Raw genomic sequence first — 22,725 nt, forward strand, 5'->3', positions numbered from 1 at the left:
GAGAAAGTGCAGTCAAACTTGAGAACCTACAGTAGTTATCCCCCGTGCGCCATATTGGTGAACCTCGAGAAATGCAGCTGGTGCGCAACGGTGATGGTCTTCGTCGGACCGTTGCGGTGCTTGCCCAGGATCACGTCGGCCTCACCGCCACGGGGGTCGTCACGATCGAACGCATCGGGACGGTGCAAAAGAATGACCATATCCGCATCTTGTTCCAGCGAGTTGTGAGCTGAAATACCTTGTGCCACGAAGTTACTGGTACCCGGCACCGTGCCGTCGAACACGTCTTGCGTTCCGAGAGAAGAGATTTCGACGATCTCGTCCCAGTACACATCGTTGGTCGCAAGGTCATGGATGGTGCCACGATCGTCGAGAATGGCCGCAGCCCGGTGCAGGCGCGCCCGGCTCGGCGAATGCTTCCACATGGTAGAGCCGCAGAACTTGGTGCCCATGGACTCGGCGAACGCGCGGTGCGAGATGTTCTTGTCAGCCAACGCTGTACGCACCTGCGTCCATACCTCTTTGGGCACGGTGTCGGAGTTCGGATTCCCCTCCAGCGTATCGATCTCCGCGAGCACCTTGCTGGCGGCAACGCCCCGCGCACCGTGCACACCGACGTGCGTGACGAAACGCTTCTGGTTCTCCGCACCGTAGATGTACAGGTGCCAGCACGGACGATACCCCGCCTTGTTGGCCGGCTTGATACGGGCGAAGATGCCGCAACGCAGCAGCAGTTGCGCGACGTCATCGATCAGCCGCCGACTGGTGGAGGCATAGTAGATCCGGCCCTGCTTCGCCTTGGCATCCCAGCGCACCGATCCGTCCGTCGCCCACAGATGCCGCAGGAACAACGCCACCTGATCATTGGGCAGCGCGAAAACCTCAGCGGGAACGAACTTCTCGTAACTACGCTTGCCGAACAGGCCAAGTCTGTCGAGCCAGGCGGCAATGGGATTCCGCTTACCGTGCGTCAGCCGGTAAGGCGCGGGCATCCGCAGGCTCGTCACCCGAGCGGCCGGGTACTCGTCGCGCACCGCGGTGATACCGAAGTGCTTGGCGGCGTTGGTGACTGCGACGAGATTGGCCTCGTCAATGCTGGCGTAACGGATGGGTTGGCGCTTCACACACGACCCGTCACCGATCATGTGCGCCAGCATGATGATCTCGTGCTCGGCCATTCGCTGCGTGTGCACCGGCTCGGGAACGCGGCGCGGTGCGGCCAGCCGGTCACCGAGCTCGAGCTCACCCAGAGGGACCCAGCCGTCGAGCGTCATGAACGGGTGGTTGGCCGTGGCCTCGACCTCACGACCCGACGCCAGGCGCAGTCTGAAGACTTCCTTGTGGCCGCTGGGGAATACGTTGGTCATCGGCCGGGCCACCATGCGCTTGCGGTCATCCAGGGACCACACCAGCGGCCGCTCTCCGGTGGCCATCAGCTCACCGAAGGTGACCTCTGCGCCGGTGTCGGCGCGCAGGATGCGGGTGTTGGCCGTCATGCAGCCCGACTCGCGCAGGTCAGAGACCTGAGGGCGCTTGTCGGTGCGCTGCTCGGGTCCACGGTTCAGCTGGCTGATCGCGATGACCGGAACCTCGAGCTCCTTGGCCATCAGTTTGAGGTTTCGCGAAAACTCCGACACTTCCTGCTGACGGGAATCGACCTTCTTACCCGAGCTCATCAGCTGCAGGTAGTCGACGACGATGAGCCGCAGATCCGCCTTCTGATGCAAACGCCTTGCCTTGGCACGGATTTCCATCATGGTGAGGTTCGGCGAGTCGTCGATGTAGAGCGGCGCCTCGGAGATCTCCGACATCCGCCGCGCCAGCCGCGTCCAGTCGTCATCGGTCATCCGGCCCGAGCGCATATCGCCGAGCTTGATCTTCGCCTCCGCCGACAACAGGCGCATGACGATCTCGGACTTGCTCATTTCCAGCGAGAAGATGACGCTGGCCATCCGGTGCTTGATGGAGCAGGACCGCATGAAGTCCAGGCCCAGAGTGGAGTTGTGGGTGGGGATCCTGCCGGCGCCGGCGAGGTACACGTGCTCGTCGTTGTCCACCTGCACGCAGCGCACGGCCACGCTGGGAATGCGGCGCACCGCGCCGACGGTGACCGACGGCGCCAGCACGGCCGCTCCCGCACCTTGCGCCTGAGGCGCGGTGACAATGCTGTCGGTGTGCAGCATCGAGGTGGTCTGCACGCCGTAGGCGGTGGGCCACTGGTGCTGCTCGTCGGCCACGATCACCGTGCCGTCGGAGAACTCGACCTCGTAGCAGGGCCGGCCCAGCATGATCTCCGTGGCCGCGACCACACGCGTCGGCAGCCCGTCGGGACCCACCAACTCGTCACCGACGGCGACCTCACCCATGGTGGTCCAGCCTGTCGGCGTCGGCAGCGGCGTGTTGAGCGCCAGCGCCTTACCCACACCGGGCCGGGCCGCCACGATGATCATCTGCCCGGCGTGCAGGCCGTTGGTGACCTCGTCGAGTTCGGTGAAGCCGGTGGGCACACCACGCGCCAGGCCGCCGTTGGAGGCGATGGCGTCGATCTCGTCCATGGTCGGCTGCAGCAGGTCTTCCAGCGGCATGAAGTCGTCGGACGAACGCCGCTCGACCACGTCGTAGATCTCGGCCTGGGCCCGGTCGACCACCTCGGCCACATCGGCACCCTCGGCCCCGGCGTAGCCGTACTGCACCACGCGGGTACCGGCCTCCACCAGACGGCGCAGCAGCGCCTTCTCGGCGACGATATCGGCGTAGTAGCCGGCATTGGCGGCGGTGGGCACGGTGGAGATCAGGGTGTGCACGTAGGGCGCCCCGCCGACGCGCTTGAGAAGACCGCGCCGGTCGAGTTCGGCCGCGACGGTGACGGCGTCGGCGGGCTCACCGCGGCCGTACAGGTCGAGGATCGCGTCGTAGACGTTCTGGTGCGCGGGGCGGTAGAAGTCACCGGGACGCAGGCGCTCGACCACGTCGGCGATGGCGTCCTTGCTCAGCAGCATCCCGCCCAGCACCGACTGCTCGGCAGCCATGTCCTGCGGGGGCTGGCGACCGAAATCCTCGTTCGGCGGCGGTGCATCCATATCGGGGTGCCCGAGATCGTCCACTACGGCCATGCCGCGCTCCCGCCTCCTCCCAGACGTTCTCGAACTTGCGTTCGACTCCATGGCGCCGACGGTAAATCACACCTCTGACATTCCCCCGGCTGACGCGGCGCCGTGACGCGCCCGCATGACGGTAGACGGTTGCTGGGGCGGGGTCCAATGAAGGTTGTTGATGAACCTGTGGAGCGAATGTGGATAGCCGTGGACAGTGATGTTGAGTGGTTGGGGAGAACTTGTGGACGAACATGGATTTTTCCGGTGTTACCGCTGATTAACGCACCATAGACACTTGCGGGTTCTGTGGATGGAAATCCGCCCGGCGTGTCGAGCCTGGTTGCCGTTTCGGGCGTGTTGTGTTGCCTGGTCTTGTGCGGAAAATGAACAGCAAGTTAGGTTCGCTGGATTCTTGCTCCTGCGGAGAGTTCGCCAGAGAGAACAGCAACGCCCCGGTGGGAGCCGTGATGGCTCCGACCGGGGCGTATTGACGCGAGAGTTAATTCAAGCGGTCAGCTGGCGGCAACGACGTCCAACGAGGCGTTGGCGGTCACGTCGTGGTGCAGGCGCACCTCGACGATGTGCGAGCCGATGGACTTGATGTGCGCCTTGGGCAGGTGCACGGTCCGCTTCTCCAGGTTCGGCCCGCCGGCCTTCTTGATGGCGGACACGACGTCGGCCGGGGTGACCGAGCCGAACAGCTTGCCGGAGTCACCAGCGGTCTTGACGGTCAGCTGCACGGGGCCCAGCGCCTCGATGGCGGTCTTGAGCTCCTTGGCGTGATCGAGATCGCGCACGGCCTTGGTGTCGCGGGCCCGGCGGATGTCGTCAGCCTGACGCTGCGCGCCACGGGTGGCCACGATGGCCAGCCCACGGGGCAGCAGGAAGTTACGGCCGTAGCCGTCCTTGACCTCAACGGTGTCGCCGGCGGATCCCAGGTGGTCCACCTCGGCGGTGAGAATGAGTTTCATTGATTCGCTCCCTGTTGCCTTAGCGCGTCGACGACCCGAAGGGCAGCAACGCAACCTCGCGAGCGTTCTTCACAGCCACCGCGATATCGCGCTGGTGCTGAACGCAGTTGCCGGTCACGCGCCGGGCACGGATCTTGCCCCGCTCGCTGATGTAGGTACGCAGCAGCGCGGTGTCCTTGTAGTCGATGTTCGCGCCCTTCTTGGAGCAGAACACGCACTTGCGGGTCTTGACCGGCTTCTCAGGCGCCGGCCGCCTCTTGTTGCTGGACTTAGCCATGTTGATTCTCTTTCAGAAATGCTTCGAAGTTGTTGGGCCGGAACGGCTCAGAAGGGAGGCTCGTCATCGCTGCCGCCGAACGAACCCGATGCCGGGGCACTGCCCCAGGGGTCGTCGGCCGGGCCGGCGGACGCCGCGGCCGGACGGGAGTTCCCGCCACCACCGCCGCCGAAGCCACCACCGCCACCGCCGCCACTGCGGCTGGCCTTGTTAACCTTGGCCGTGGCGTAGCGCAGCGAGGGACCGATCTCGTCGACCTCGAGCTCGACCACCGTGCGCTTCTCACCCTCGCGGGTTTCGAAGGAACGCTGCTTGAGCCGACCGGAGACGATCACCCGCGACCCGCGGGTGAGGCTCTCCGCGACGTTCTCGGCCGCCTCCCGCCAGATGTTGCACCGGAGGAACAGCGCTTCGCCGTCCTTCCATTCATTGGTCTGACGGTCGAACTGGCGCGGGGTCGATGCCACCGTGAAATTGGCCACTGCAGCCCCGGACGGCGTGAAACGCAGCTCCGGGTCGGCGGTCAGGTTTCCGATAACGGTGATGATGGTGTCACCAGCCACTGGTGTCCTCCAGGTCCCTTGGATCCAAGCCGGATCGATGTTCGCAAAACGCGGTCGCAGGTCAACCTACGGCAGCGCTATGACGAGCACAGTCCTTATTTCAGTGCTTGTCGGTCCGCATCACCTTGGTGCGCAGCACCGACTCGTTCAGGCTCAGCTGACGGTCGAGCTCGGATACCGTGGCGGGCTCGGCCTTCACATCGACGACGGCGTAGATGCCCTCGGCATGCTTGGCGATCTCGTAGGCCAGGCGGCGCCGGCCCCAGATGTCCACCTTGTCGACCGATCCACCGTCTTTCCGGACGACGTTGAGGAACGTCTCCAGGGACGGGGCTACGGTGCGCTCGTCGAGAGTGGGGTCGAGAATGACCATGATTTCGTATGGACGCATGAGAAACCCATCACCTCCTATGGTCGTTGCGGCCACGGCGTGTCCGTGGCAGGAGGGTCGCCTGCGTCGGCAACCGGGCCAGGTTACCGGAAAGCCCCTGGTGAACAGAAATCGTGCCAGCTCACATGGTGGCGGTGGTGCCGCCGTCGACGTAGAGGATCTGCCCGTTGACGTAGTCCGAGGCCGATGAGGCCAGGAACACCGCCGGGCCGACCAGGTCCTGCGGGGCGGCCCACCGGCCCGCGGGGGTGCGGGCGCTCACCCACCGGTCGAAGTCGGGATCCTCGGAGAGCGCGTGCGTCATCTCAGTGCGCACATGCCCCGGCGCCAACGCGTTCACACAGATCCCGAAGCCGGCCCACTCCGCGGTCATCGCCTGCGTCAGCGCCCGGACCCCGCCCTTGGCCGCGGTGTACGGGCCCACGTCCCGGCGGGTGAAGTGCGAGGCCAGGGAGGCGATGTTGATGATCTTGCCGCCGGTTCCCCTGGCGATCATGCGGCGCGCCACCGCACGCCCCACCACGAACACCGATGTCAGATCGCCGTTGATCACGGCGTCCCAGTCGGCCGACGAGACGTCCAGCAGCGCCCCCCGGCGTTGGATGCCGGCGTTGTTGACCAGGATGTCCACCTGCCAGCCCGCGGCGGTGAGCTGGTCCACACCCTCCTCGACCGCGGCCTCGTCGGTGACGTCGAAACAACACGCGCGCGCCCGGTGGGCACCGATCCGCTGCACCGCGTCCTCGGCGCGCGCCGGGTCACGGCCGTTGACGACCACCCGCGCGCCGGCCTCGGCGAGGCCGGTGGCGATGGCCAGCCCGATGCCCGAGCCACCACCGGTCACCAGGGCGGTTTCTCCGGTGAGGTCGAACAGGCCGGTCACACCACCCCGCGCTCGCTGAGATTGCGGAACAAGGCCGAGGTTCCGAACTCCCACGGCTCGCACTCATCGCAGGGCCGCACCCGGTTCACCAGGTGGCCGAGCTTGTCGGCGCCCACCACCACCAGGTCGTCGCGGTGATGGGTGAAACCCTGGCCCGGCGCATCACGATCCTCGACCGGGGCGAACATGGTGCCGAGGAAAAGCACTGCGCCATCGGGGTATTGATGATAAGCGCCCATCAACTGGCTCACGAGGTCCAAGGGGTCGCGGCTGATCTCGGTCATGGATGACTCACCGTTCAGAACGAACCCGTCGGTGCCCTCGACGCGCAGCGTGACGCGGGTGGAGCGCACGTCCTCCATGGTGAAGTGTCGGTCGAACAACCTGATGAACGGGCCGATGGCAGCGGAGGCGTTGTTGTCCTTGGCCTTGGTCAACAGCAGCGCCGAGCGCCCCTCGAAATCGCGCAGGTTGACGTCATTTCCCAGGCAGGCGCCCACCACCGTGGATGTCGACGAAATGAGCAGCACCACTTCGGGTTCCGGGTTGTTCCACGTGGAACCGGGGTGTACGCCGATGTCGACGCCGGCGCCGACCGACGCCATGGGCGCGGTCTTGGTGAAGATCTCCGCATCCGGACCCAATCCGACCTCGAGGTACTGACTCCAGGCGTTCTCGGCGACGAGCGCGTCCTTGAGCCGGTCGGTCTCGGCGGACCCGGGCGTGAGCGCGGACAGATCGCTGCCGACCCGCCCGACGAGCTGTTCGCGGAACTGTGCTGCGGCCGAGGCGTCCCCGCGGCAGCGCTCCTCGATGACCCGCTCCACCATGGAGACCGCGAACGTCACACCCGCGGCCTTGACGGCCTGCAGATCGATGGGGCTCAGCAGTCGCGGCACCCCTTTCTGGCGCCGCTCCACCGGGGTGTGGGCGATCACCTCCGCCAGCGAACCCAAGTCGGTTCCACCGCTGTGGCGCACGAACGCCGCCGGGTCGTCCAGCTCGGCGAGCGCACTCATGGTGGGTACCAGTGGGGTGAGATCCAGGACGCGGCCACCCCGCACCGTCACCACACAGGGGCCGTCCTCGGTGAACACCCGCCCCACCAGAACGGCCTGTTCATGGTCGACGGGCAGCAGTTGCTCGGCCGTGGGCGGCCACTGGACGGTCATCGCGGAACCTTTCATCGTCGGTGGAATACCGGAGAGCGCTTCTCGGCGAAGGCTTTTCGCCCTTCGGCGGCGTCCTCGGTGGCAAAGCAGATGGTCTGCAGATCCCGCTCGTAGATCAGGGCCTGGTCCTCGGACATCCCGGCGGCCGCGCGCAGGTTCAGCTTGGCGGTCTCGGCAGCCACCGGCGCGCGCGAGGCGATGGTGGTGGCCAGCTCACGCGCCCGCGGCACCAGGGCCTCGGGTTCGACGACCTCGCTGACCAGGTGCCAGTCCAGCGCGCGGCTGGCGTCGATGGGGTCGCCGGTCATCAACATCAGCGCCGCGTTGGACGGGCCCGCGGCACGGCTCAGGAACGCCGACATGCCGCCGCCACCGATCCAGCCGAGCTTGATCTCCGGAGCCCCGAATTGTGCGGTGGCCGAGGCCAATCGGATGTCACAGCTGAGCGCGGTCTCCAATCCCCCGCCCAATGCGTACCCGTTGACGGCGGCGATGGTGGGCTTCTGCGCGCGGCGCAACGCGTCGCAGTAGTCGACCCGGTTGCGGAAATCCCACGGGGTGGCATAGCCGTCGAGCGCGCGGATGTCCGATCCGGCACTGAAGGCGCGCTGTCCCGCACCGGTCAACACGATGGCCCGCACCGAATCACTGCTGTTGCACCACGAGATGGCCTCGACCAGGACGCCCGCCATCTCCGGTGTCATGGCGTTGAGTTTCTGCGGCCGGTTGATGGTGAGGATCACCACGAATCCGTCGTGTTCGACCAGGATCTCCTCTGAGGACGGGCAATCGGTCACGCCGGCTCCTTTGCTCGGGCCTCCAGCGAGGCGTCGTACAGATCGTTGATGGTGACGGCCAGGCGGGTGCCGTCACGGTGACCGAACACGCAGTCGCGCACCGCGTCCGCGCTGCGCTGCTGGAAGGCGATGGCACCGTCGTGGCGGGGGCGGATCCAGGCGTCGTCCAACGTGGCGCGGGTACCGGAGTAGAAGCCGTGGGCCGCGGCGTCGACACCCGGATCATCCCAGGCGGCAACAGAACCGGGCTGGCCCGCGTTGGCGACCAGGAATCCGCGCTGCACCTCAGGCCGCAGCAGCCACTTCAGGTGCTCGAGCAGAGCGGCGTCGGGCCGGCAGCGCGCGGTGAAGGCGATACCGGTGCCGCCCAGGACAGAGCCGCGCCGGCCGCTGCGACCGCGCGGCGCGTCCCCGAACCGCAGGGCGCCGGCGTAGTTCACATAACCGTAGACATGCGGGCAGTACCGGGGGCCGTCGGAGCCGGTCATCTGCTCCAGCACGGTGATCGGGTTGTGCGTTGCGCTGCCCGGATGCGCGGGAACGAAGTGCCGCAACGTTTCCAGGGCGGCGCCCACCTGGTCCTCATCGAGGAACTGCGCACCGGTGCCGGGCCGGGCGCCGTCGCCGACGGCAATGGCGCACAACGTCAGGAACAGGTGCGGACCGGTGGTGGGCACGACTGCGCGGACGTCGCGGGACAGTTCCACTGCCTCATCCCAGGTGTCCGGCAGAGGGATGCCGGTGTCGGCGCGTACCGACACCTGGGTGGCGGCGTCCAACGGCAAAGCCCACAGGGTGTCGTCCATGATGTAGGACTGCGCCGACGGGCCGGCGCTGGTGGCGCGCCAGGCCGCCACCTCGGCTGCGGTGAACAACTGATCGACCGGCTGCAGTGCGCCCTGGGCCAACGCTTCACCCAGGTGTGGATGGTCGAGCACGATCAGGTCGTAGCGCTGGGCGGTCGCCCCGATGGGGGCCGCCTCGAAGCCCTCCAGAGGTTGCACGTCCCAACGGATTCGGACGTCGCCGGCGTCGGCCGCGGCCCGCAGCGCCTGGTAACCGCGGGGATGGTCCCAGGTCAGGCCCAGAAAACCGGTCACGAGCGCAACTCGACAGGCAGACCGTCCGCGGGCATGTTCTGGAAAGCGACCGGACGCGCGAACCGGGCCGCCGCGGCCGTACCCACCGAGGTGCTCCATGGCGCCGTGGTGGCCGGCCACGGCCCGCCGTGCTGCTGGGCGTCGCTGACGGTGACCCCGGTGGGCCAGTCGTTCCAGATGATGCGCCCAGCACGCAGGCTCAGGACCTCGAGGGCGTCCAGCGCCTGCCCGTCCACTTCAGCACCGCCCTGGAGCGTGGCGGTGAGGGTGCCGTCGAACAGTTCCAGGACGCCCAGCGCCTGGGCCGGGCTCCCGTACTGCACCAGAATCGATGCGGGCCCGAACATCTCGGTGGTGACCAGAGCCGGGTCGGCCAGCACCCGTTCTGCCGTGGTGGTCAGCAGCTGCGCGGCGGGCGCGTCTGCCGCCTTCGGGCCCACCAACGCCACCGCTACGTCGTCGCGACCGGCCAGCGCGGCCGAACTGGACTCGAAACCCGCGGCGATGCGCTTGTTGAGCATCGGGCCCACCGCGGGAAGCTGCACGCGGGCCAGGAACTCGTTGGTGTCGGGCACCAGAACCACACCCGGCTGGGTGCAGAACTGACCGCTGCCCAAGGTGAAGGAGGTGACAAAACCGGAGACGATCTCGTCGGCGCGTTCCCGCCATCCGGCCTCGGTGACCAACACGGGGTTGGTGCTGCCGAGCTCACCGTAGAACGGGATCGGATCCGGTCGGGAGACCGCGAGGTCGAACAGAGCGCGGCCGCCGGCCTCGGAGCCGGTGAATCCGACGGCGCGGATGCGGCTGTCCTGCACAGCAAGAACCCCGGCCTGCTGTCCTTCGATGAGTCCGAAGAGACCCGCGGGCGCACCCGCGGCCGCCAGCTGTTCGGTGACGATGCGGGCGGTCAGGCGGGACAGATCGGGGTGCCCCTCATGGGCCTTGACCACCACCGGGCACCCGGCCGCCAGCGCGCTGACGGTGTCGCCACCGGCCACCGAGAATGCGAAGGGAAAGTTACTGGCCGCGAACACCAGAACCGGACCGATGGGCACGTGGGTGCGCCGGATATCCGGTCGCGGACCCATCGGCCAGTCGGGGTCCGCGACGTCCACCCTGGTCTGCAGCAACGTCCCCGCTGCCAGCTCGTCGGCAAACAGCCGCGCCTGGAACGTGGTGCGCCGCAGTTCGTTCCGGAGACGTCCTTCGGGGAGTCGCGTCTCGTGACCGGCGAGGGTCACCAGGTCGTCGGCATGGGCGTCCAGTCCGTCCGCGATCGCGGTCAGCCACGCCGCCCTGCGTTTGGCGGACGCGCGGAAAGCACCTGTACGCGCGCGCTCGGCGGCGGCCAGGACCACCTCCACCTCATCGGCGCTCACCGGGTCACCGAATCCAGGCAGTGCACGGCGTTCGCCGATTCCAGTTCGCGAATCTGCGTCGGGCTGAGCCCGAGTTCGTCGAGGATCTCCGCGGTGTGCTGGCCGTTGAGCGGAGCGGGGCGATACACCTCCTGCGCCTGCGCGGCGAGCCGGAACGCGAACCCCGGTGTGGTGACCGTTCCTTCGGTGGGATGGTCGTAGGTGACGAAGGACTTGTTGTGCTGCACCTGGGGATCGTCGAGCAGTTGCTGGTAGTCGTAGACCGGCCCCACCCACACCCCTTCGGCGCCCAGGGCGCCGATCCAATGCTCGGCGGTGTTGGTCAGCAGGTTCTCGGTGACCAGCGCCGAGATCTCGTCGCGGTGGGTGAATCCGTCCCGTTCGGCCTCGAACGCCAGGAACCGGTCGTCGCCGAACACCTTGGCGAGGGTGTTCATCTCGGCGAAGGCCAGTGCCACGAAATCGTCCGCGGTGGGGAAGATCCCGTAGGGCGCACGGATGTAGGAGTGCGCGTGGATCTGTGTACTCGGCTCTTGCCGGATGTGCCCGACGGTCGAGATGCTCAGCTCCTGCATCTGGGCCGCGATCACCGCGTCGAGCATGTTGACTTCGACCAGCTGGCCCTCGCCGGTGCGCTCGCGGTGAAACAGCGCGGCCATGGCACCTTCGAACGCCGAGTATCCCGTGAACGCGTCGGCCATGAAGAAGGGCGCGGGCCGGGGCGGTTCACCGTGCCGGCGGCCGCTCGCCAGCCCGCCGCTCATGGCCTGCAGCAACACGTCCTGGCCCGGCCGGGCGGTATAGGGCCCGGACTCGCCGTACCCGGACATCGAGATGTACACCAGGTCCGACTTGAGTTCGCGCAGGGTGGGGTAGTCGACACCGAGACGGGCCGCCACGCCGGGGCGGTAATTCTGCAGAAAAACGTCGGCGCTCTTGACGAGCTCGTAGAGCACCTCCCGACCGGCATCGCTCTTGAGGTTCAACGACAATGAGCGCTTGTTGCGGTTCAGCGACAGGAAGGAGGCGTTGATCTGACTGCCCCGCGCGCCGCCCGCTGCCACATGCCGCTGCCACTCCCCCGTCAAGGGTTCGACCTTGATGACGTCGGCGCCGAGGTCGGCGAGCTTCTGCGCCGCCAGAGGCCCTGCCATGGCAATGGACAGGTCCAGGACGCGAATGCCCTCCAGCACTTTCATGGTGATGCTCTCCATCGACTCGGCTCGTGTGGCTGCCGCCACATTCGGATGTGGCTGATGTTAGCGCTGCCATCAGGGTTGTCGCAACGGTGATGGCGCAAGGTGCCGCCTCGCGACGGTGGCCGCAGGGCTTGATACGTCGTTCCTTCTGCCCCGAACCTGCTGATCACGCACGAAAGCAAGGACATGCCACTCACTTTCAAGTCGAGCCGCACGCACGCCGCCGGCTGGCATGTTGCCTGAGATCCGATACCCCCACTGTTGACTCCTGTGAGTCAGACCACTACTGTCCCGAGTCATCGCTCACACAAGTTAGCGCTAACCATCCCGTCGTACGGAGAAAGTCAGAACGATGAATCGACGCGTGATCGACAAGAAGCGGTGGGTCCCCGTCTCCGCGAGTGCCGCCGGGACGGTGATCGAGTGGTACGACTTCTTCCTGTACTCCTCGGCCGCTGTACTGATCTTCAATAAACAGTTCTTCGGCGACGTGAGCCCGACGGTGGGCACCATGATCGCCTTCGCCACGTACGCGATCGGCTTCGTGGTCCGGCCGCTGGGTGGCCTGGTGCTGGGCAACCTCGGAGACCGGATCGGCCGCAAACCGGTGCTGCTGCTGACGGTCACCATCATGGGCGTCAGCACCATCCTGATCGGCCTGCTGCCGAACTTCGACGCGATCGGGTACTGGGCACCCGCGCTGCTGATCCTGCTGCGCATGATCCAGGGCTTCGGCGCCGGTGCCGAATACGGCGGCGCGGTGGTGGTGGCCGGTGAGAGCGGCCGCAGCAGCCGCGGCTTCTTCACCTCCATCCCGGCCGCCGGCGTGGACGTGGCCATGATGCTCGCCACCGGCATGTTCGCGCTGTTCGCCCTGCTCCCCGAGGACGCCTTCCAGTCCTGGGGATGGCGAATCCCGTTCCTGTTCAGCGCAGTTGGTCTGATCATCGCTCTGTTCATCCGGGTGCGGATGGAGGAAACCGAGGATTACAAGCGCATCGAGAAGAAGGTGCGCAACCGCGACGAATCCCCGATGCGCCGACTGCTCACCCAGCACCCGAAGATGGTCCTCATCGCCGCGGGGGTGAACTTCGGCGGCTCGCTGACCTACATCTTCCAGACCTTCGCCCTGTCGTACGCCATCAACACCCTGGGGTATCCGACGGTCGCCTCCCTGGTGGGCATCATGCTCAGCGGCCTGATCGGCTCCATCGCCACCGTGTTCTGGGGCCGCCTCTCCGACCGGGTGGGGCGACGGCCGGTGGTGATCGGCGGCGCACTGTTCCTGATCGCGTTCGTCGTACCGTTCTTCCTGATCATCAACCTCGGCAACATCGCGCTGCTCTACCTCGCGGTGATCGTCGCGCACATCGCCGACCGTGCGATCTTCGGCGTCCAAGCCTCCTTCTACGCCGAGTACTTCCCCGCCGAGGTGCGCTTCTCCGGCATCGCCGCTGCCCGCGAGTCCACCTCGGCGCTGGTCGGTGGGCCCCTGCCGCTGATCGCCACCGCGCTGGTGGCCGCCAGCGGTGGCAGCCCGTGGCTGGTCGCGGGACTGGTGGCGATCCTGGCCGGGGTGTCCGCGTTCTCGATGTGGAAGGCCCCGGAGACCAATCACGACATCAGCGGCTACGAAGCAGATCCGGCGCCGCCGTCGGGTGCGGGCGGCGAGACCGCCACGGACAGCACCGTGAGCGCTCGCTGATCTCACTGCAACCGGCCACGGCCCCCACCGATACGATCGCATCGGCAGCACCGGATGCCGACCGATCGATCGAAGGGGGCCGTGTGGCTGGGTCCACCCAGCGGCGCACTCGTGGCGCCTCCTCGACCCGATCCGTCACGATGCAGGAGGTCGGTGAAGCCGCGGGCGTGTCCGCCCAAACGGTGTCCCGGGTGCTCAGCCGCCCGGACCGGGTATCCGAGGAGACCCGGCAGCGGGTGCACCGGGCCATCGAAGAGACCGGCTACGTCCCCAATCTGGCCGCCAGCCACCTGGCCTCGAATCGCAGCCGCACCATCGCGGCCATCGTCCCGGTGATCTCGGCGTCGATCTTCTCCGACACCCTGCGCGCGGCGGCGGCGCGTCTGGGTCCGGCGGGTTACCAGATGACCGTGGGCTACACCGATTACGAGGAGGAGCGCGAGGAGGACCTGATTCGCGGCGCCATCTCCCGGCGCCCGGACGGTTTCCTGATCGTCGGCACGCTGCACACCGACCTCACCACCCGACTGCTCCGGGACTACGGCGCCCCGGTGGTCGAGACGTGGGACTGGAACACCGAACCGCTGGACACCCTGGTCGGCTTCTCCAACCGCGACGCGATGATCGACGTGGTGCGCTACCTCGTCGACAACGGCCATCGCAGACTGACATTCGCCGGCATCCTGCGACCCGGTGACGCCCGGGCCAGCCGGCGGCTCGAAGGATTCACCGCCGGGATGCGCGCCCTGCTCCCCGATGAACCCCTGCGTGTGGTGGACCTGCCCGGCCGGGAGGTGTCCATGGACACCGGGGTGGAGTTGCTCGACACCGTGCTGCAACGCCATCCCGAAACCTCCGCGGTGGTGTTCGCCTCCGACGTCTTCGCGGCGGCCGCGGTGCTGGCTGCCCAGCGACGGGGCCTGGTGGTGCCGGACCAGCTGGCGATCACCGGTTTCGGTGACTTCGAGATAGCCCGCCACCTCATCCCCGCGCTCACCACCGTCAGTGTGGACGTCAACGAAATCGGTTCGCGCGCAGCGGATCTTCTCCTGGCCCGGATCAACGGTGAAGCCGTCGACGCCACCGCCGTCGACGTCGGCTATCGCATTGTCGCGCGCGAGACCGCCTGACCGGTCGCGGCCACCGACCCTCCCGGATCGAAACTCACCTGGGACCGACCGGTGACGGGATGCGGGCCGACGGTGCCGACGACACCGTAGACCTGCGCCAACAGCTCCGGGGTCAGAACCTCCGCCGGTGGGCCCGCACACACCGAACGCCCGCGATCGAGCACGTGGATGACATCGCAATAGTGCGCGGCCAGGTTCAGATCATGCAGTGCGACGACGGCCGTCACCCCCAGCCGGCGTGGCAACGCCAGGGCGTCGAACTGATGCCGGATATCGAGGTGGTTGGTGGGCTCGTCGAGCACCAGCAGACGCGGCTGCTGCGCCAGGGCCCGCGCGATGAGCACCCGCTGGCGCTCGCCGCCGGACATCAGCGCGAACGGCTGCCACGTCAGATGCGCGGCACCCACCAGGTCGAGCGCCTGCGTGACGATCGCGGCGTCCGTTGCGTCGTCACGCTGGAACATCCGCTTGAACGGGGCGCGGCCCATCGCCACCACATCGTGGGCGCGCAGATCGAAATCACCTGCCGCATCTTGTAATACGGTGGCCACCCGGCGGGCGAGCTCCCTGGTGGACAGCTGACCGATCTTCACCCCGTCGACGTACACCTGCCCGGCGGCGGGTTTCAGGATGCCCACCAGCGCGCGCAACAGGGTGGATTTTCCGCACCCGTTGGGGCCCACCACTCCGATGACCTGGCCCGGTTCAGCCGACAGCGACACCGATTCGACCACCATGCGGCCGGAGAGGCGCACCGACACCGCGTCGGCCCGCAATCGCGCGGCGCTCACGCGGCCACCGTCCGGCGGGCATCCCGGCGGATGAGCCAGAGGAAGAACGGCCCACCGCACAACGCGGTGAGCACACCCACCGGGATCTCCTGCGGTGACGCCAACGTCCGGGCCGCCATATCGGCGATCACCAGGAAGGAGGCGCCCGCCAGCGCGGTGGCCGGCAGCGCCCGCCGGTGGTCGCTGCCCACGAGCAGTCGCACCGCGTGGGGCAGGATCAGCCCGACGAACCCGATGGGCCCGCTGACGGCCACCAGCACACCGGTGACCAGTGAGGTCACCACGAACAACTGCACGCGAAACCGGTTGGCGTCCACCCCCATTGTCATCGCTGCCTCATCACCGGCCAGCAGGACGTTGAGGGTGCGGGACTGCGCCAGCAGCACCGCCAGCCCGATCAGCACCACCGACAGCGGCAGCCACAGGGAATCCCAGTTCGCCCCACCCAGACCGCCCAGCAGCCAGGTCAACACCTGGCGGGCCTGGTCGCCGCTGCTCGACATGATCAGCATCAAGCTGGTCACCGCCGACAGCACGTAGGCGACCGCGACACCGGCGAGGACCAGGCGGGTGGTGGTGATCTGGCCACCGGCGCGGGACAGCAGGTACACCAACCCCAGTGCCGCAAGAGCACCCAGGAAGGCGGCGACGGACGTCGAGGCGAACCCGAACACCGTCACCCCGGTCAGGATGACCGCCACCGCGCCCACCGAAGCACCGGAGGAGACCCCGAGCAGGAACGGATCGGCCAGCGGGTTGCGTACCAGCGCCTGCAAGGTCATCCCGACCACACCCAGGCCGGCACCCACCACCGCGCCCAGCAGCACCCGCGGCCCCCGCACCTGCAGCACGATGGTCGCGTGATGCGTGGGAACAGGTTGTTGCAGAATCGCTTTGGCGACATCGGCCGGCGGGACGTTGATGGAGCCGATCGCCAGACCCAGCACCATGCTGGCGACCAGAAGGGCGGCCAGGCCCAGCATGACCATGGGGTAGGAAGCCCGCGGGTTCACAGCGGACAGTCCCCACACTTGCGTCCGGCGGCCGTGCGGTAGAACAGGCAACAGCTCCGCCGCTTGGGGGTGGTGATCGGTCCGATGACCCGGCCGAGCAGGGGCGGCTGTGCCAACAACGCCGACGCGACGGCATAGCAGGACCGGCCCCGGCTGGCTGACCGCGCCGAGAGCACCAATGCCGTGGCGGCGTTGCCCCACAGCAGACCATCGGTCATCTTGGTGGCGGTCCGCACGGTCTCGTGGAAGACTTCGAGTTGGCTGATGACGTTGTGCCCCAACAACTCTGCCACCTGCTCCGTGGTCGCACCCAGACAATCGGTGCCGCGCAGGTCCGCGAAACCCAGGACCAGCCTGCCGTCTGCGCCGGCGCCGTACCGCAGCCCGGTCAGGTCCGGCACGATGCGGCCGAAAGCCCACGCCCCCAGCGACACCGCCCACACTCGTTCGGCGAACTCGTACTGCAGAGAGGACGCCGCCACCCGTGACTCGGCGGTACCGAGCCGGGCGGCCACCGCCGTCAGCGTCCTGTCGAGGTCGAACTCCGGAACGGCCCCGTCCAGTCCGACTTCGAAGTACCCGCCGAACCGGGCGGCGCGGGTGAGCGCAGCCGCCAACGTCATTGGAAGCGGTCCGGATGCAACTGCGCTGCCAGCTTGCCCACCGCGTACGGCGCCCGAACCCCCATCACCGTGTCCTGCAGGGTCAGGTCGGCGAACCTGTTGTTCTTGATCGCCGGTACGTCGGCCAGCTCCGGCCGCGACCGCAGGAACTCCTTCTTGTTCTCCACCCCCGGCGCGCCGAAGTAGTCATAGATGACGATGACATCGGGGTTGCGTTCGATGACCTGTTCCCACGAGACGTCGCCGAACACCTCGTCGAGATCGGCGAAAATGTTGGTTCCCCCGGCCAATTCGATGAGCTGGGTTCCGATTCCCTTGCCGCCGGCGGTGAATGCCGAGTCCTCGCCACTGTCGTAGACGAACACCTTCAGCGGTGGCACGCCCTCGAGGCCGGCGCGCGCGTCGTCGACGCTGCGTTTCATCTCGGTCGTCAGGCTCTCCGCGCGTTCCGGCACACCGAAGATCGTGGCGACCCGCTCGATCTCGGCGTAGACGTCATCCATCCGGACCGGGCCCGTCGCGCAGGCCTCCGGGCTGAGATACGTGGTGATCCCGGCATCGGCGAACGCCGCGCGGGCGCGGCCCTCCGACTCGGCGAACGCGCTGCGGTAGCCGCCGTAGACGAAATCCGGGCCCGCCGCCAGCAATTGTTCGAAGGAAGCGTCCTTGTCCGAGATCAACGGGATGTCGTCGTAGGCCTGCTGGTACTGCGGCAGCGGCGGATTGTCCGGGTAGACATTGCCCACCACAGAGTCCTGTAATCCGAGCGCCAGCATGATCTCGGTGGACTGCTGGAAATAGCCGACCGCCCGGGCCGGCGGCGCGTCGACGGTGACGGCCTCATCGCAGTTGTCGATGGTGAGCGGGAAGCCCTCTGCCGCTTCGACTTTGGTGTCCGAAGCTGCCGAACTGCAGCCGGCGAGAAGCGCTACAACGGTGAGGGTGGCACAGAGTGTGCGAACGGTCATGCGTGACTCCATCCGGGATGTCCTCGTCCCAGGGCAGGCTCATCCGGTGGAGGCAGTATCGGACTTCCGGGTTCGCTACCCGGTCACCGTGGCGGGACCGCGCCGGATTCACACCGGCTTCCTGCTTGTCCATCGGAGCCGATCGGTTGACCGGCGCTACCGACTTTAGCTGAGAGGAAGGCCGGCAACCACGAGGGTGGGTTGTCCGGAGCCCGGTCGAAGACCCCGCCCGACGGGTCGTCGATACGGCCACGCCAGCGCACCAGGTCGTCGGCGGGGCGGTAGATCTGCCGGATCACCAGGACACAGAGCCCGATGACGGCGATGTCACGCAGCAGGACGGTGGTGGTCAGCGCCTGCTCGGGCAACCCCTTGTTCTGCTCGCCGAACAGGAACAGCATGCGCGGCACCCACACCAGGGCGTCGATGGTCATCCAGGCCAGCAGGATCCTGCGGTGCGGGAGCGCGAGCACCGCCAACGGAACCAGCCACAGCGAGAACTGCGGGCTCCACACCTTGTTGGTCAGCAGGAACGCCGCCACCACCAGGAACGCCAACTGCGCCAGCCGGGGCCGGGTAGGTGCGGTGAGCGCGATGTAGGCGATTGCGGCACAACACAACACGAACAACAGCGCAACCACACTGTTGAGAATCGCCGGCGGCTCCCAGAAGCCGAGCTCGGTGTCGAAACCCCGCCAGCCGGTGAAGCTGCCGAACACGTTGTACAGCGAGTCCATGTCCTCACCGCGGCGGCTGTTGAGCCGGAAGAACTCCGCCCACCCCTGCGGGAACAGCACCATGATCGGCAGGTTGACCACCAGCCAGGCGGCCAGCGCCGCCGCCACCGTCTTACCGGCCTCGACGAGACGGCCCGACCGCACCGCCAGCAGCACGATCGGCAGGAGCAACAGTGCCGGATACAGCTTGGCCGCCACCCCGAGGCCGATCAGCACACCGGCCAGCACCGGTCTTCGGCGCGCCCACGCCAGCAGCCCACCCATGGCGAAAGCCGTTGCCAGCGCGTCGAAATTGGTGAAGATCTGGAAGATCAGCAGAGGCGAGCCGGCCACCAGGGCGGCGTCCCAGATGCGGCGTCCGGCCAGCATCGCGGTGGCCCACACCGTCGCCAACCAGGCCAGCGCCAGGCCGAACGCGGCGATGTTGAAGAACATCACCACCTCGGCGACACCGGAGAGCACCGGCCAGGTGACCGCCCGCGTCAGCGCCGAATAGGTCTTGGCCAGCGCCATCGACACGTACTGGTAGACGCCGGTGAGCACCGGATACTCCATGTAACGGATGGCCTGGGTGCCGTCGTACTGGGTGCGGGGCTGACCGTTCTCGTCGGTCTCCAGCCAGCTCGATTTGTACGGGAACTTGCCCTGGCTCAACAACTCCGCGGTGTAGAGCGGCACGGTGTCGGAATAACAGAGCGAGTAGTAGGCCCGCTGGTTCTCCCAGTTGGCCACGCGTTGATCGGCGGTGCCGGTGCCCACGGTCTGCAGACACGGCGATTTGGTGGTCCACCCGAGCGCGAGGAACACCAGGGCGATGACGAAGATGACCCGCAGCGGGGTGAACAACCGCTGCCTGCCGATGAGTGCATGCCGTCCGACCGGTCCCCCGACCACGTCGGACATGGCCGACACCATCACATCGTTGCGGCTGGGCAGGTCCCGATCGTCGGCACTGCGGGTATCGGTGGCCAACCGCTGCGGTGACACTCCCCCCGGTTCCGTCACGGGGGCGGCGGGGGCACGATCGGTGCGTTGGGGTCGACCGGCGGGGGCACCGGAGCGCCCGGCGCGGCCGGTACGGGCGGAGCGCCACCCGGAACCGGAGCCGGCACCGTCGTCGGCGGACCCAGCGGGATGGTGATACCCGGCGCGATCTCGATACTGGGCTGGATCACCGTGCCCGGCTGCGGTGTCGGCGGCGCGGTCTGCGTCGGCCGCGGTGGCGGAGCGGCAGGCACCCCGGCGTACCCGCCGATCTCGGTCGGCTTCGGGAATTCCTCGTCGTCGGTGCCCTCGAGGGCGCCGTCCATCGTCGCCTTCCAGATGTCCGACGGCAGGCCCGAGCCGTACACCGGCGAGCCCCACTGGTTCTCCAGCGGCTTGGTGCCGTCGACGGTGCCCACCCAGACGGCGGTCGACAAGGACGGGGTGAACCCGACCATCCAGGCGTCGCGGTTGGCGCCGGTGTCGCCGAGCTGATTGGTGCCCGTCTTCGCGGCCGACGGGCGGCCGCCGGCCAGGTTATGGCCGTTGGAATAGCCGGCGATGGGTTGCATGGCGGCGGTGACGTTGTCGGCGACGGCCTTGTCGATGCGCTGCTCACCCTCGGTGTCCTGGGTGCTGGCGTCGAACAGGACCTGGCCCTGCGCGTTGACCACCTTCTGCACGAAGTGCGGCCGGTGGTAGACGCCGGAGTCAGCCAGCGTCGCGTACGCCGAGGCCATGTCGATGACCCGGGACTGGTACTGCCCCAGCACCACGCCGTTGTTCGGCGGCCCGCCCTGGCCGTCCTCGCTCAAGGTGTGCTCGACACCGGGGAAGCTCTCGGCGATACCGGCCCGGTGCGCGGCGTCGGCGACGTCGGACGGGCCGTTCTCCAGCTCGAGCATCAGGCGGTAGTAGCTGGTGTTGAGCGACCGCTTCAACGCCTCGGCGATGTTGCAGGTGCCGCAGCTGTTGCCTTCGACATTGCCGATCTCGATGCCGTTGACCGTCAGTGGTGACGAGTCCACCTGATAGCCCAGCCCCTTGCCCTGCTCCAGGGCCGCGACGAGTGCGAACACCTTGAACGACGAGCCGGTGGGCAGCCCGGCCTGCGCGAAGTCGAAACCGTTCGCATCCGAGCCGCCGTAGTAGGCCTTGACCGCGCCGGTCTTCGGATCGACCGACACCACGGCCGACCGCATGTCCGGGTCCTGACCCTCGAGGGTCTCGGTCACCGCCTCCTCCGCGGCCGCCTGCGCCTTGGGGTCGATGGTGGTGGTGATCTGCAGGCCCTCGGTGTTGAGTTGCTGCTCGTCGATGTCGAACAGGTCCAGCAGCTCGCGGATGACCTGCCGCTCGATCAAACCGTTGGGGCCCGTGGTCTGGTTGGCCGAACCGGCCTGCTCCGGCGGGATGGTCGGGGGGAACACCTGTGCGGCGCGGTCCTCGGCGGACAGTGCGCCGATTTCGACCATGCCGTCGAGCACCCAGTTCCAGCGGGTGGTGGCGCCTTCCAGGTCGACGGCAGGGTCCAGTCCCGACGGCCGCTGGATCAGCGCCGCCAGCAGCGCACCCTCGGCCACGGTGAGCTGCTCGACGGGTTTGTTGAAGTAAGCCTGGGCGGCCGCCGAGACACCGTAGGCGCCGCGGCCGAAGTAGATGATGTTCAGGTACGACTGCATCACCTGGTCTTTGGACCATTCGCTGGACATCTTCGTCGAGATGACCAGCTCCTTGGCCTTGCGGATCACCCCGCCCACACCGGAGCGGGCGTCGCCGACCAGCGCGTTCTTCACGTACTGCTGCGTGATCGTCGACCCGCCCTGCAGATCGCCGCCGAACAGGTTGTTCTTCGTGGCGCGCAGGAAGCCGGTGAAGGAGAAGCCGGGATTGGAGTAGAAGTCACGGTCCTCGGCGGCCATCACCGCATCCCGCACCGACACCGGGATCTGGTCGATGTTGACGTCGACCCGGTTGCCTTCCGGCGGAACGATCCGCGCGATCTCCGAGCCGTCGCTGGCCAGGATGGTCGAGACCTGGTTGGTGCGGATGTCGCCGGGCTTGGGCACCTCGACGATGAAATACGCCATCCCGAACGTGATGAGCGGTAGCAGGATCAGGACCGCGGCGGCGGCGGCCAGGCCGCGCCGAACCCACTTCCAGTTGATCTGCGAGGGCTTCTTCGGCCCGCCGCCACCGCCGCCGGGCGGATGCGGCCCGCCGGGCGGCAGCTTCGGCGGCGGCGTCCCGTCGAGGGCGGCCTTGACCACGTCGATCGGGTCGCGCAGGCGGGGATCGGGTACTTCGCGCACCGGCGGGATGACCGAGGTGGGCCGCTGGTCGGGCCGCACGGCACTTCTGCGGTGTGGCTCCGGCTGCGCCGGGAGGCGGCTGGTTTCGGGCTCGGGTCGTCTGGCGTGCGCACCGTTGGCCGCTGACCCGCGCTGATCATCAGAAGCCGACCGGTCGTGCCGCCCCGGGTTACTCACTGGCCGTCCGCGCGCCCTTGCGCGCAGTTCGAGTGCGGGGCGCCTTCGGAGACTTCGGCGCGCCCAGCACGTAGGACTTGACCAGATGATTCCAACTGCAGGTTCGGCATACCTCCACCACATGTACCGAGAACTCTTCGTGCTTGGTCGCCAGTAGTACCAGCTCCTCGGCGGTACGAGCCGATCCCGACACCGGGCCCAGATGGTCACCGAACACCCAGGACACCAGCGTCAGCTGTTCCTTCCGGCAGATCGGGCACATGACGGAACTGGGTTTTCCGTGGAACTTCGCGGCGCGCAACAGGTAGGGGTTGGCGTCGCAGACCTCGGAGACGCCCGTGCGGCCGGAGTACACCTCGGCCAGCAGGGAACGCCGCCGAAGCGCGTAGTCCACCACCTGTCGCTGCAATCGCACGATCACAAGAGTACGTCGGCCTTCTGAGCACAGAGCCGCG

Annotated in this window: 19 protein-coding genes, 1 pseudogene and 1 riboswitch; of the genes and pseudogenes, 2 read left to right on the forward strand and 18 right to left on the reverse strand. The window is 67.5% G+C overall.

Annotated features, from left to right (window positions below; all coding sequences use genetic code 11):
• Positions 1-35 precede the first annotated feature (35 nt).
• From AC3A6P_RS13100 to AC3A6P_RS13150, 11 genes are all read right to left on the reverse strand, one after another.
• The gene (locus tag AC3A6P_RS13100; RefSeq protein WP_487691991.1) at positions 36-3,113 is read right to left on the reverse strand and encodes a replicative DNA helicase; all 3,078 of its coding nucleotides are present in this window, start codon (positions 3,111-3,113) and stop codon (positions 36-38) included.
• 494 nt (positions 3,114-3,607) lie between these two features.
• Positions 3,608-4,066 carry a 50S ribosomal protein L9 gene (gene rplI / locus AC3A6P_RS13105; RefSeq protein ID WP_487691993.1) on the reverse strand — a complete coding sequence of 153 codons (459 nt, stop codon included), beginning with the start codon at positions 4,064-4,066 and terminating at the stop codon, positions 3,608-3,610.
• 19 nt (positions 4,067-4,085) lie between these two features.
• Positions 4,086-4,343, reverse strand: a complete 258-nt coding sequence (rpsR, locus tag AC3A6P_RS13110; RefSeq protein ID WP_487691994.1) for a 30S ribosomal protein S18 — start codon at positions 4,341-4,343, stop codon at positions 4,086-4,088.
• A 47-nt stretch (positions 4,344-4,390) separates the two neighbouring features.
• Positions 4,391-4,906: a single-stranded DNA-binding protein gene (locus AC3A6P_RS13115; RefSeq protein WP_487691996.1), complete on the reverse strand. Its 516-nt coding sequence runs from the start codon at positions 4,904-4,906 to the stop codon at positions 4,391-4,393.
• A 100-nt stretch (positions 4,907-5,006) separates the two neighbouring features.
• On the reverse strand, positions 5,007-5,297 hold the full coding sequence (gene rpsF, locus AC3A6P_RS13120; RefSeq protein WP_327532011.1) for a 30S ribosomal protein S6: 291 nt from the start codon (positions 5,295-5,297) through the stop codon (positions 5,007-5,009).
• 121 nt (positions 5,298-5,418) lie between these two features.
• Positions 5,419-6,180 (reverse strand): SDR family oxidoreductase, encoded by a 762-nt coding sequence (locus AC3A6P_RS13125; protein ID WP_487691997.1) that lies wholly within the window; start codon positions 6,178-6,180, stop codon positions 5,419-5,421.
• Positions 6,177-7,352 carry a fumarylacetoacetate hydrolase family protein gene (locus AC3A6P_RS13130; RefSeq protein ID WP_487691998.1) on the reverse strand — a complete coding sequence of 392 codons (1,176 nt, stop codon included), beginning with the start codon at positions 7,350-7,352 and terminating at the stop codon, positions 6,177-6,179. The genes AC3A6P_RS13125 and AC3A6P_RS13130 overlap by 4 nt, the downstream gene beginning before the upstream one ends.
• Positions 7,353-7,363: 11 nt before the next feature.
• A complete protein-coding gene (locus AC3A6P_RS13135; protein WP_487692000.1) occupies positions 7,364-8,149 on the reverse strand; it encodes an enoyl-CoA hydratase/isomerase family protein in 786 nt (261 codons plus the stop codon).
• Positions 8,146-9,249 carry an extracellular solute-binding protein gene (locus AC3A6P_RS13140; RefSeq protein WP_487692002.1) on the reverse strand — a complete coding sequence of 368 codons (1,104 nt, stop codon included), beginning with the start codon at positions 9,247-9,249 and terminating at the stop codon, positions 8,146-8,148. Before AC3A6P_RS13140 ends, AC3A6P_RS13135 begins: the two co-directional genes overlap by 4 nt.
• Positions 9,246-10,631: an aldehyde dehydrogenase (NADP(+)) gene (locus tag AC3A6P_RS13145; RefSeq protein WP_487692003.1), complete on the reverse strand. Its 1,386-nt coding sequence runs from the start codon at positions 10,629-10,631 to the stop codon at positions 9,246-9,248. The genes AC3A6P_RS13140 and AC3A6P_RS13145 overlap by 4 nt, the downstream gene beginning before the upstream one ends.
• Positions 10,628-11,845 carry a CaiB/BaiF CoA transferase family protein gene (locus AC3A6P_RS13150; protein WP_487692004.1) on the reverse strand — a complete coding sequence of 406 codons (1,218 nt, stop codon included), beginning with the start codon at positions 11,843-11,845 and terminating at the stop codon, positions 10,628-10,630. Before AC3A6P_RS13150 ends, AC3A6P_RS13145 begins: the two co-directional genes overlap by 4 nt.
• Before the next feature lie 337 nt (positions 11,846-12,182).
• Here AC3A6P_RS13150 and AC3A6P_RS13155 point away from each other — a divergent pair, with 337 nt between their 5' ends.
• Both AC3A6P_RS13155 and AC3A6P_RS13160 read left to right on the forward strand, forming a co-directional pair.
• On the forward strand, positions 12,183-13,535 hold the full coding sequence (locus AC3A6P_RS13155) for an MFS transporter (protein WP_487692005.1): 1,353 nt from the start codon (positions 12,183-12,185) through the stop codon (positions 13,533-13,535).
• Positions 13,536-13,618: 83 nt separating this feature from the next.
• Entirely contained in the window at positions 13,619-14,665 is a 1,047-nt protein-coding gene (locus AC3A6P_RS13160; protein WP_487692006.1) for a LacI family DNA-binding transcriptional regulator, read from the forward strand.
• Here the strand turns inward: AC3A6P_RS13160 and AC3A6P_RS13165 are convergent.
• The 7 genes and pseudogenes from AC3A6P_RS13165 to AC3A6P_RS13195 form a co-directional block, all read right to left on the reverse strand.
• Positions 14,635-15,456: an ABC transporter ATP-binding protein gene (locus tag AC3A6P_RS13165; RefSeq protein ID WP_487692007.1), complete on the reverse strand. Its 822-nt coding sequence runs from the start codon at positions 15,454-15,456 to the stop codon at positions 14,635-14,637. The genes AC3A6P_RS13160 and AC3A6P_RS13165 overlap by 31 nt on opposite strands.
• Positions 15,453-16,445: a FecCD family ABC transporter permease gene (locus AC3A6P_RS13170; RefSeq protein WP_487692336.1), complete on the reverse strand. Its 993-nt coding sequence runs from the start codon at positions 16,443-16,445 to the stop codon at positions 15,453-15,455. Before AC3A6P_RS13170 ends, AC3A6P_RS13165 begins: the two co-directional genes overlap by 4 nt.
• A 20-nt stretch (positions 16,446-16,465) precedes the next feature.
• On the reverse strand, positions 16,466-17,092 hold the full coding sequence (locus AC3A6P_RS13175; protein WP_487692008.1) for a (2Fe-2S)-binding protein: 627 nt from the start codon (positions 17,090-17,092) through the stop codon (positions 16,466-16,468).
• Complete coding sequence (locus AC3A6P_RS13180) at positions 17,089-18,060, reverse strand: ABC transporter substrate-binding protein (RefSeq protein ID WP_487692009.1); 972 nt, start codon at positions 18,058-18,060, stop codon at positions 17,089-17,091. The genes AC3A6P_RS13175 and AC3A6P_RS13180 overlap by 4 nt, the downstream gene beginning before the upstream one ends.
• A 34-nt stretch (positions 18,061-18,094) precedes the next feature.
• Positions 18,095-18,230, reverse strand: a riboswitch (cobalamin riboswitch).
• Positions 18,219-19,802 (reverse strand): annotated as a pseudogene (locus tag AC3A6P_RS13185) (glycosyltransferase family 87 protein); the annotation flags it as partial. It overlaps the preceding riboswitch by 12 nt.
• A complete protein-coding gene (locus AC3A6P_RS13190; RefSeq protein ID WP_487692010.1) occupies positions 19,799-22,270 on the reverse strand; it encodes a transglycosylase domain-containing protein in 2,472 nt (823 codons plus the stop codon). The pseudogene AC3A6P_RS13185 and the gene AC3A6P_RS13190, both read right to left, overlap by 4 nt.
• The gene (locus AC3A6P_RS13195) at positions 22,263-22,685 is read right to left on the reverse strand and encodes a DUF5318 domain-containing protein (RefSeq protein ID WP_487692011.1); all 423 of its coding nucleotides are present in this window, start codon (positions 22,683-22,685) and stop codon (positions 22,263-22,265) included. Before AC3A6P_RS13195 ends, AC3A6P_RS13190 begins: the two co-directional genes overlap by 8 nt.
• Positions 22,686-22,725 lie beyond the last annotated feature (40 nt).

The organism is Mycobacterium sp. Soil_C_30, from assembly GCF_057656995.1.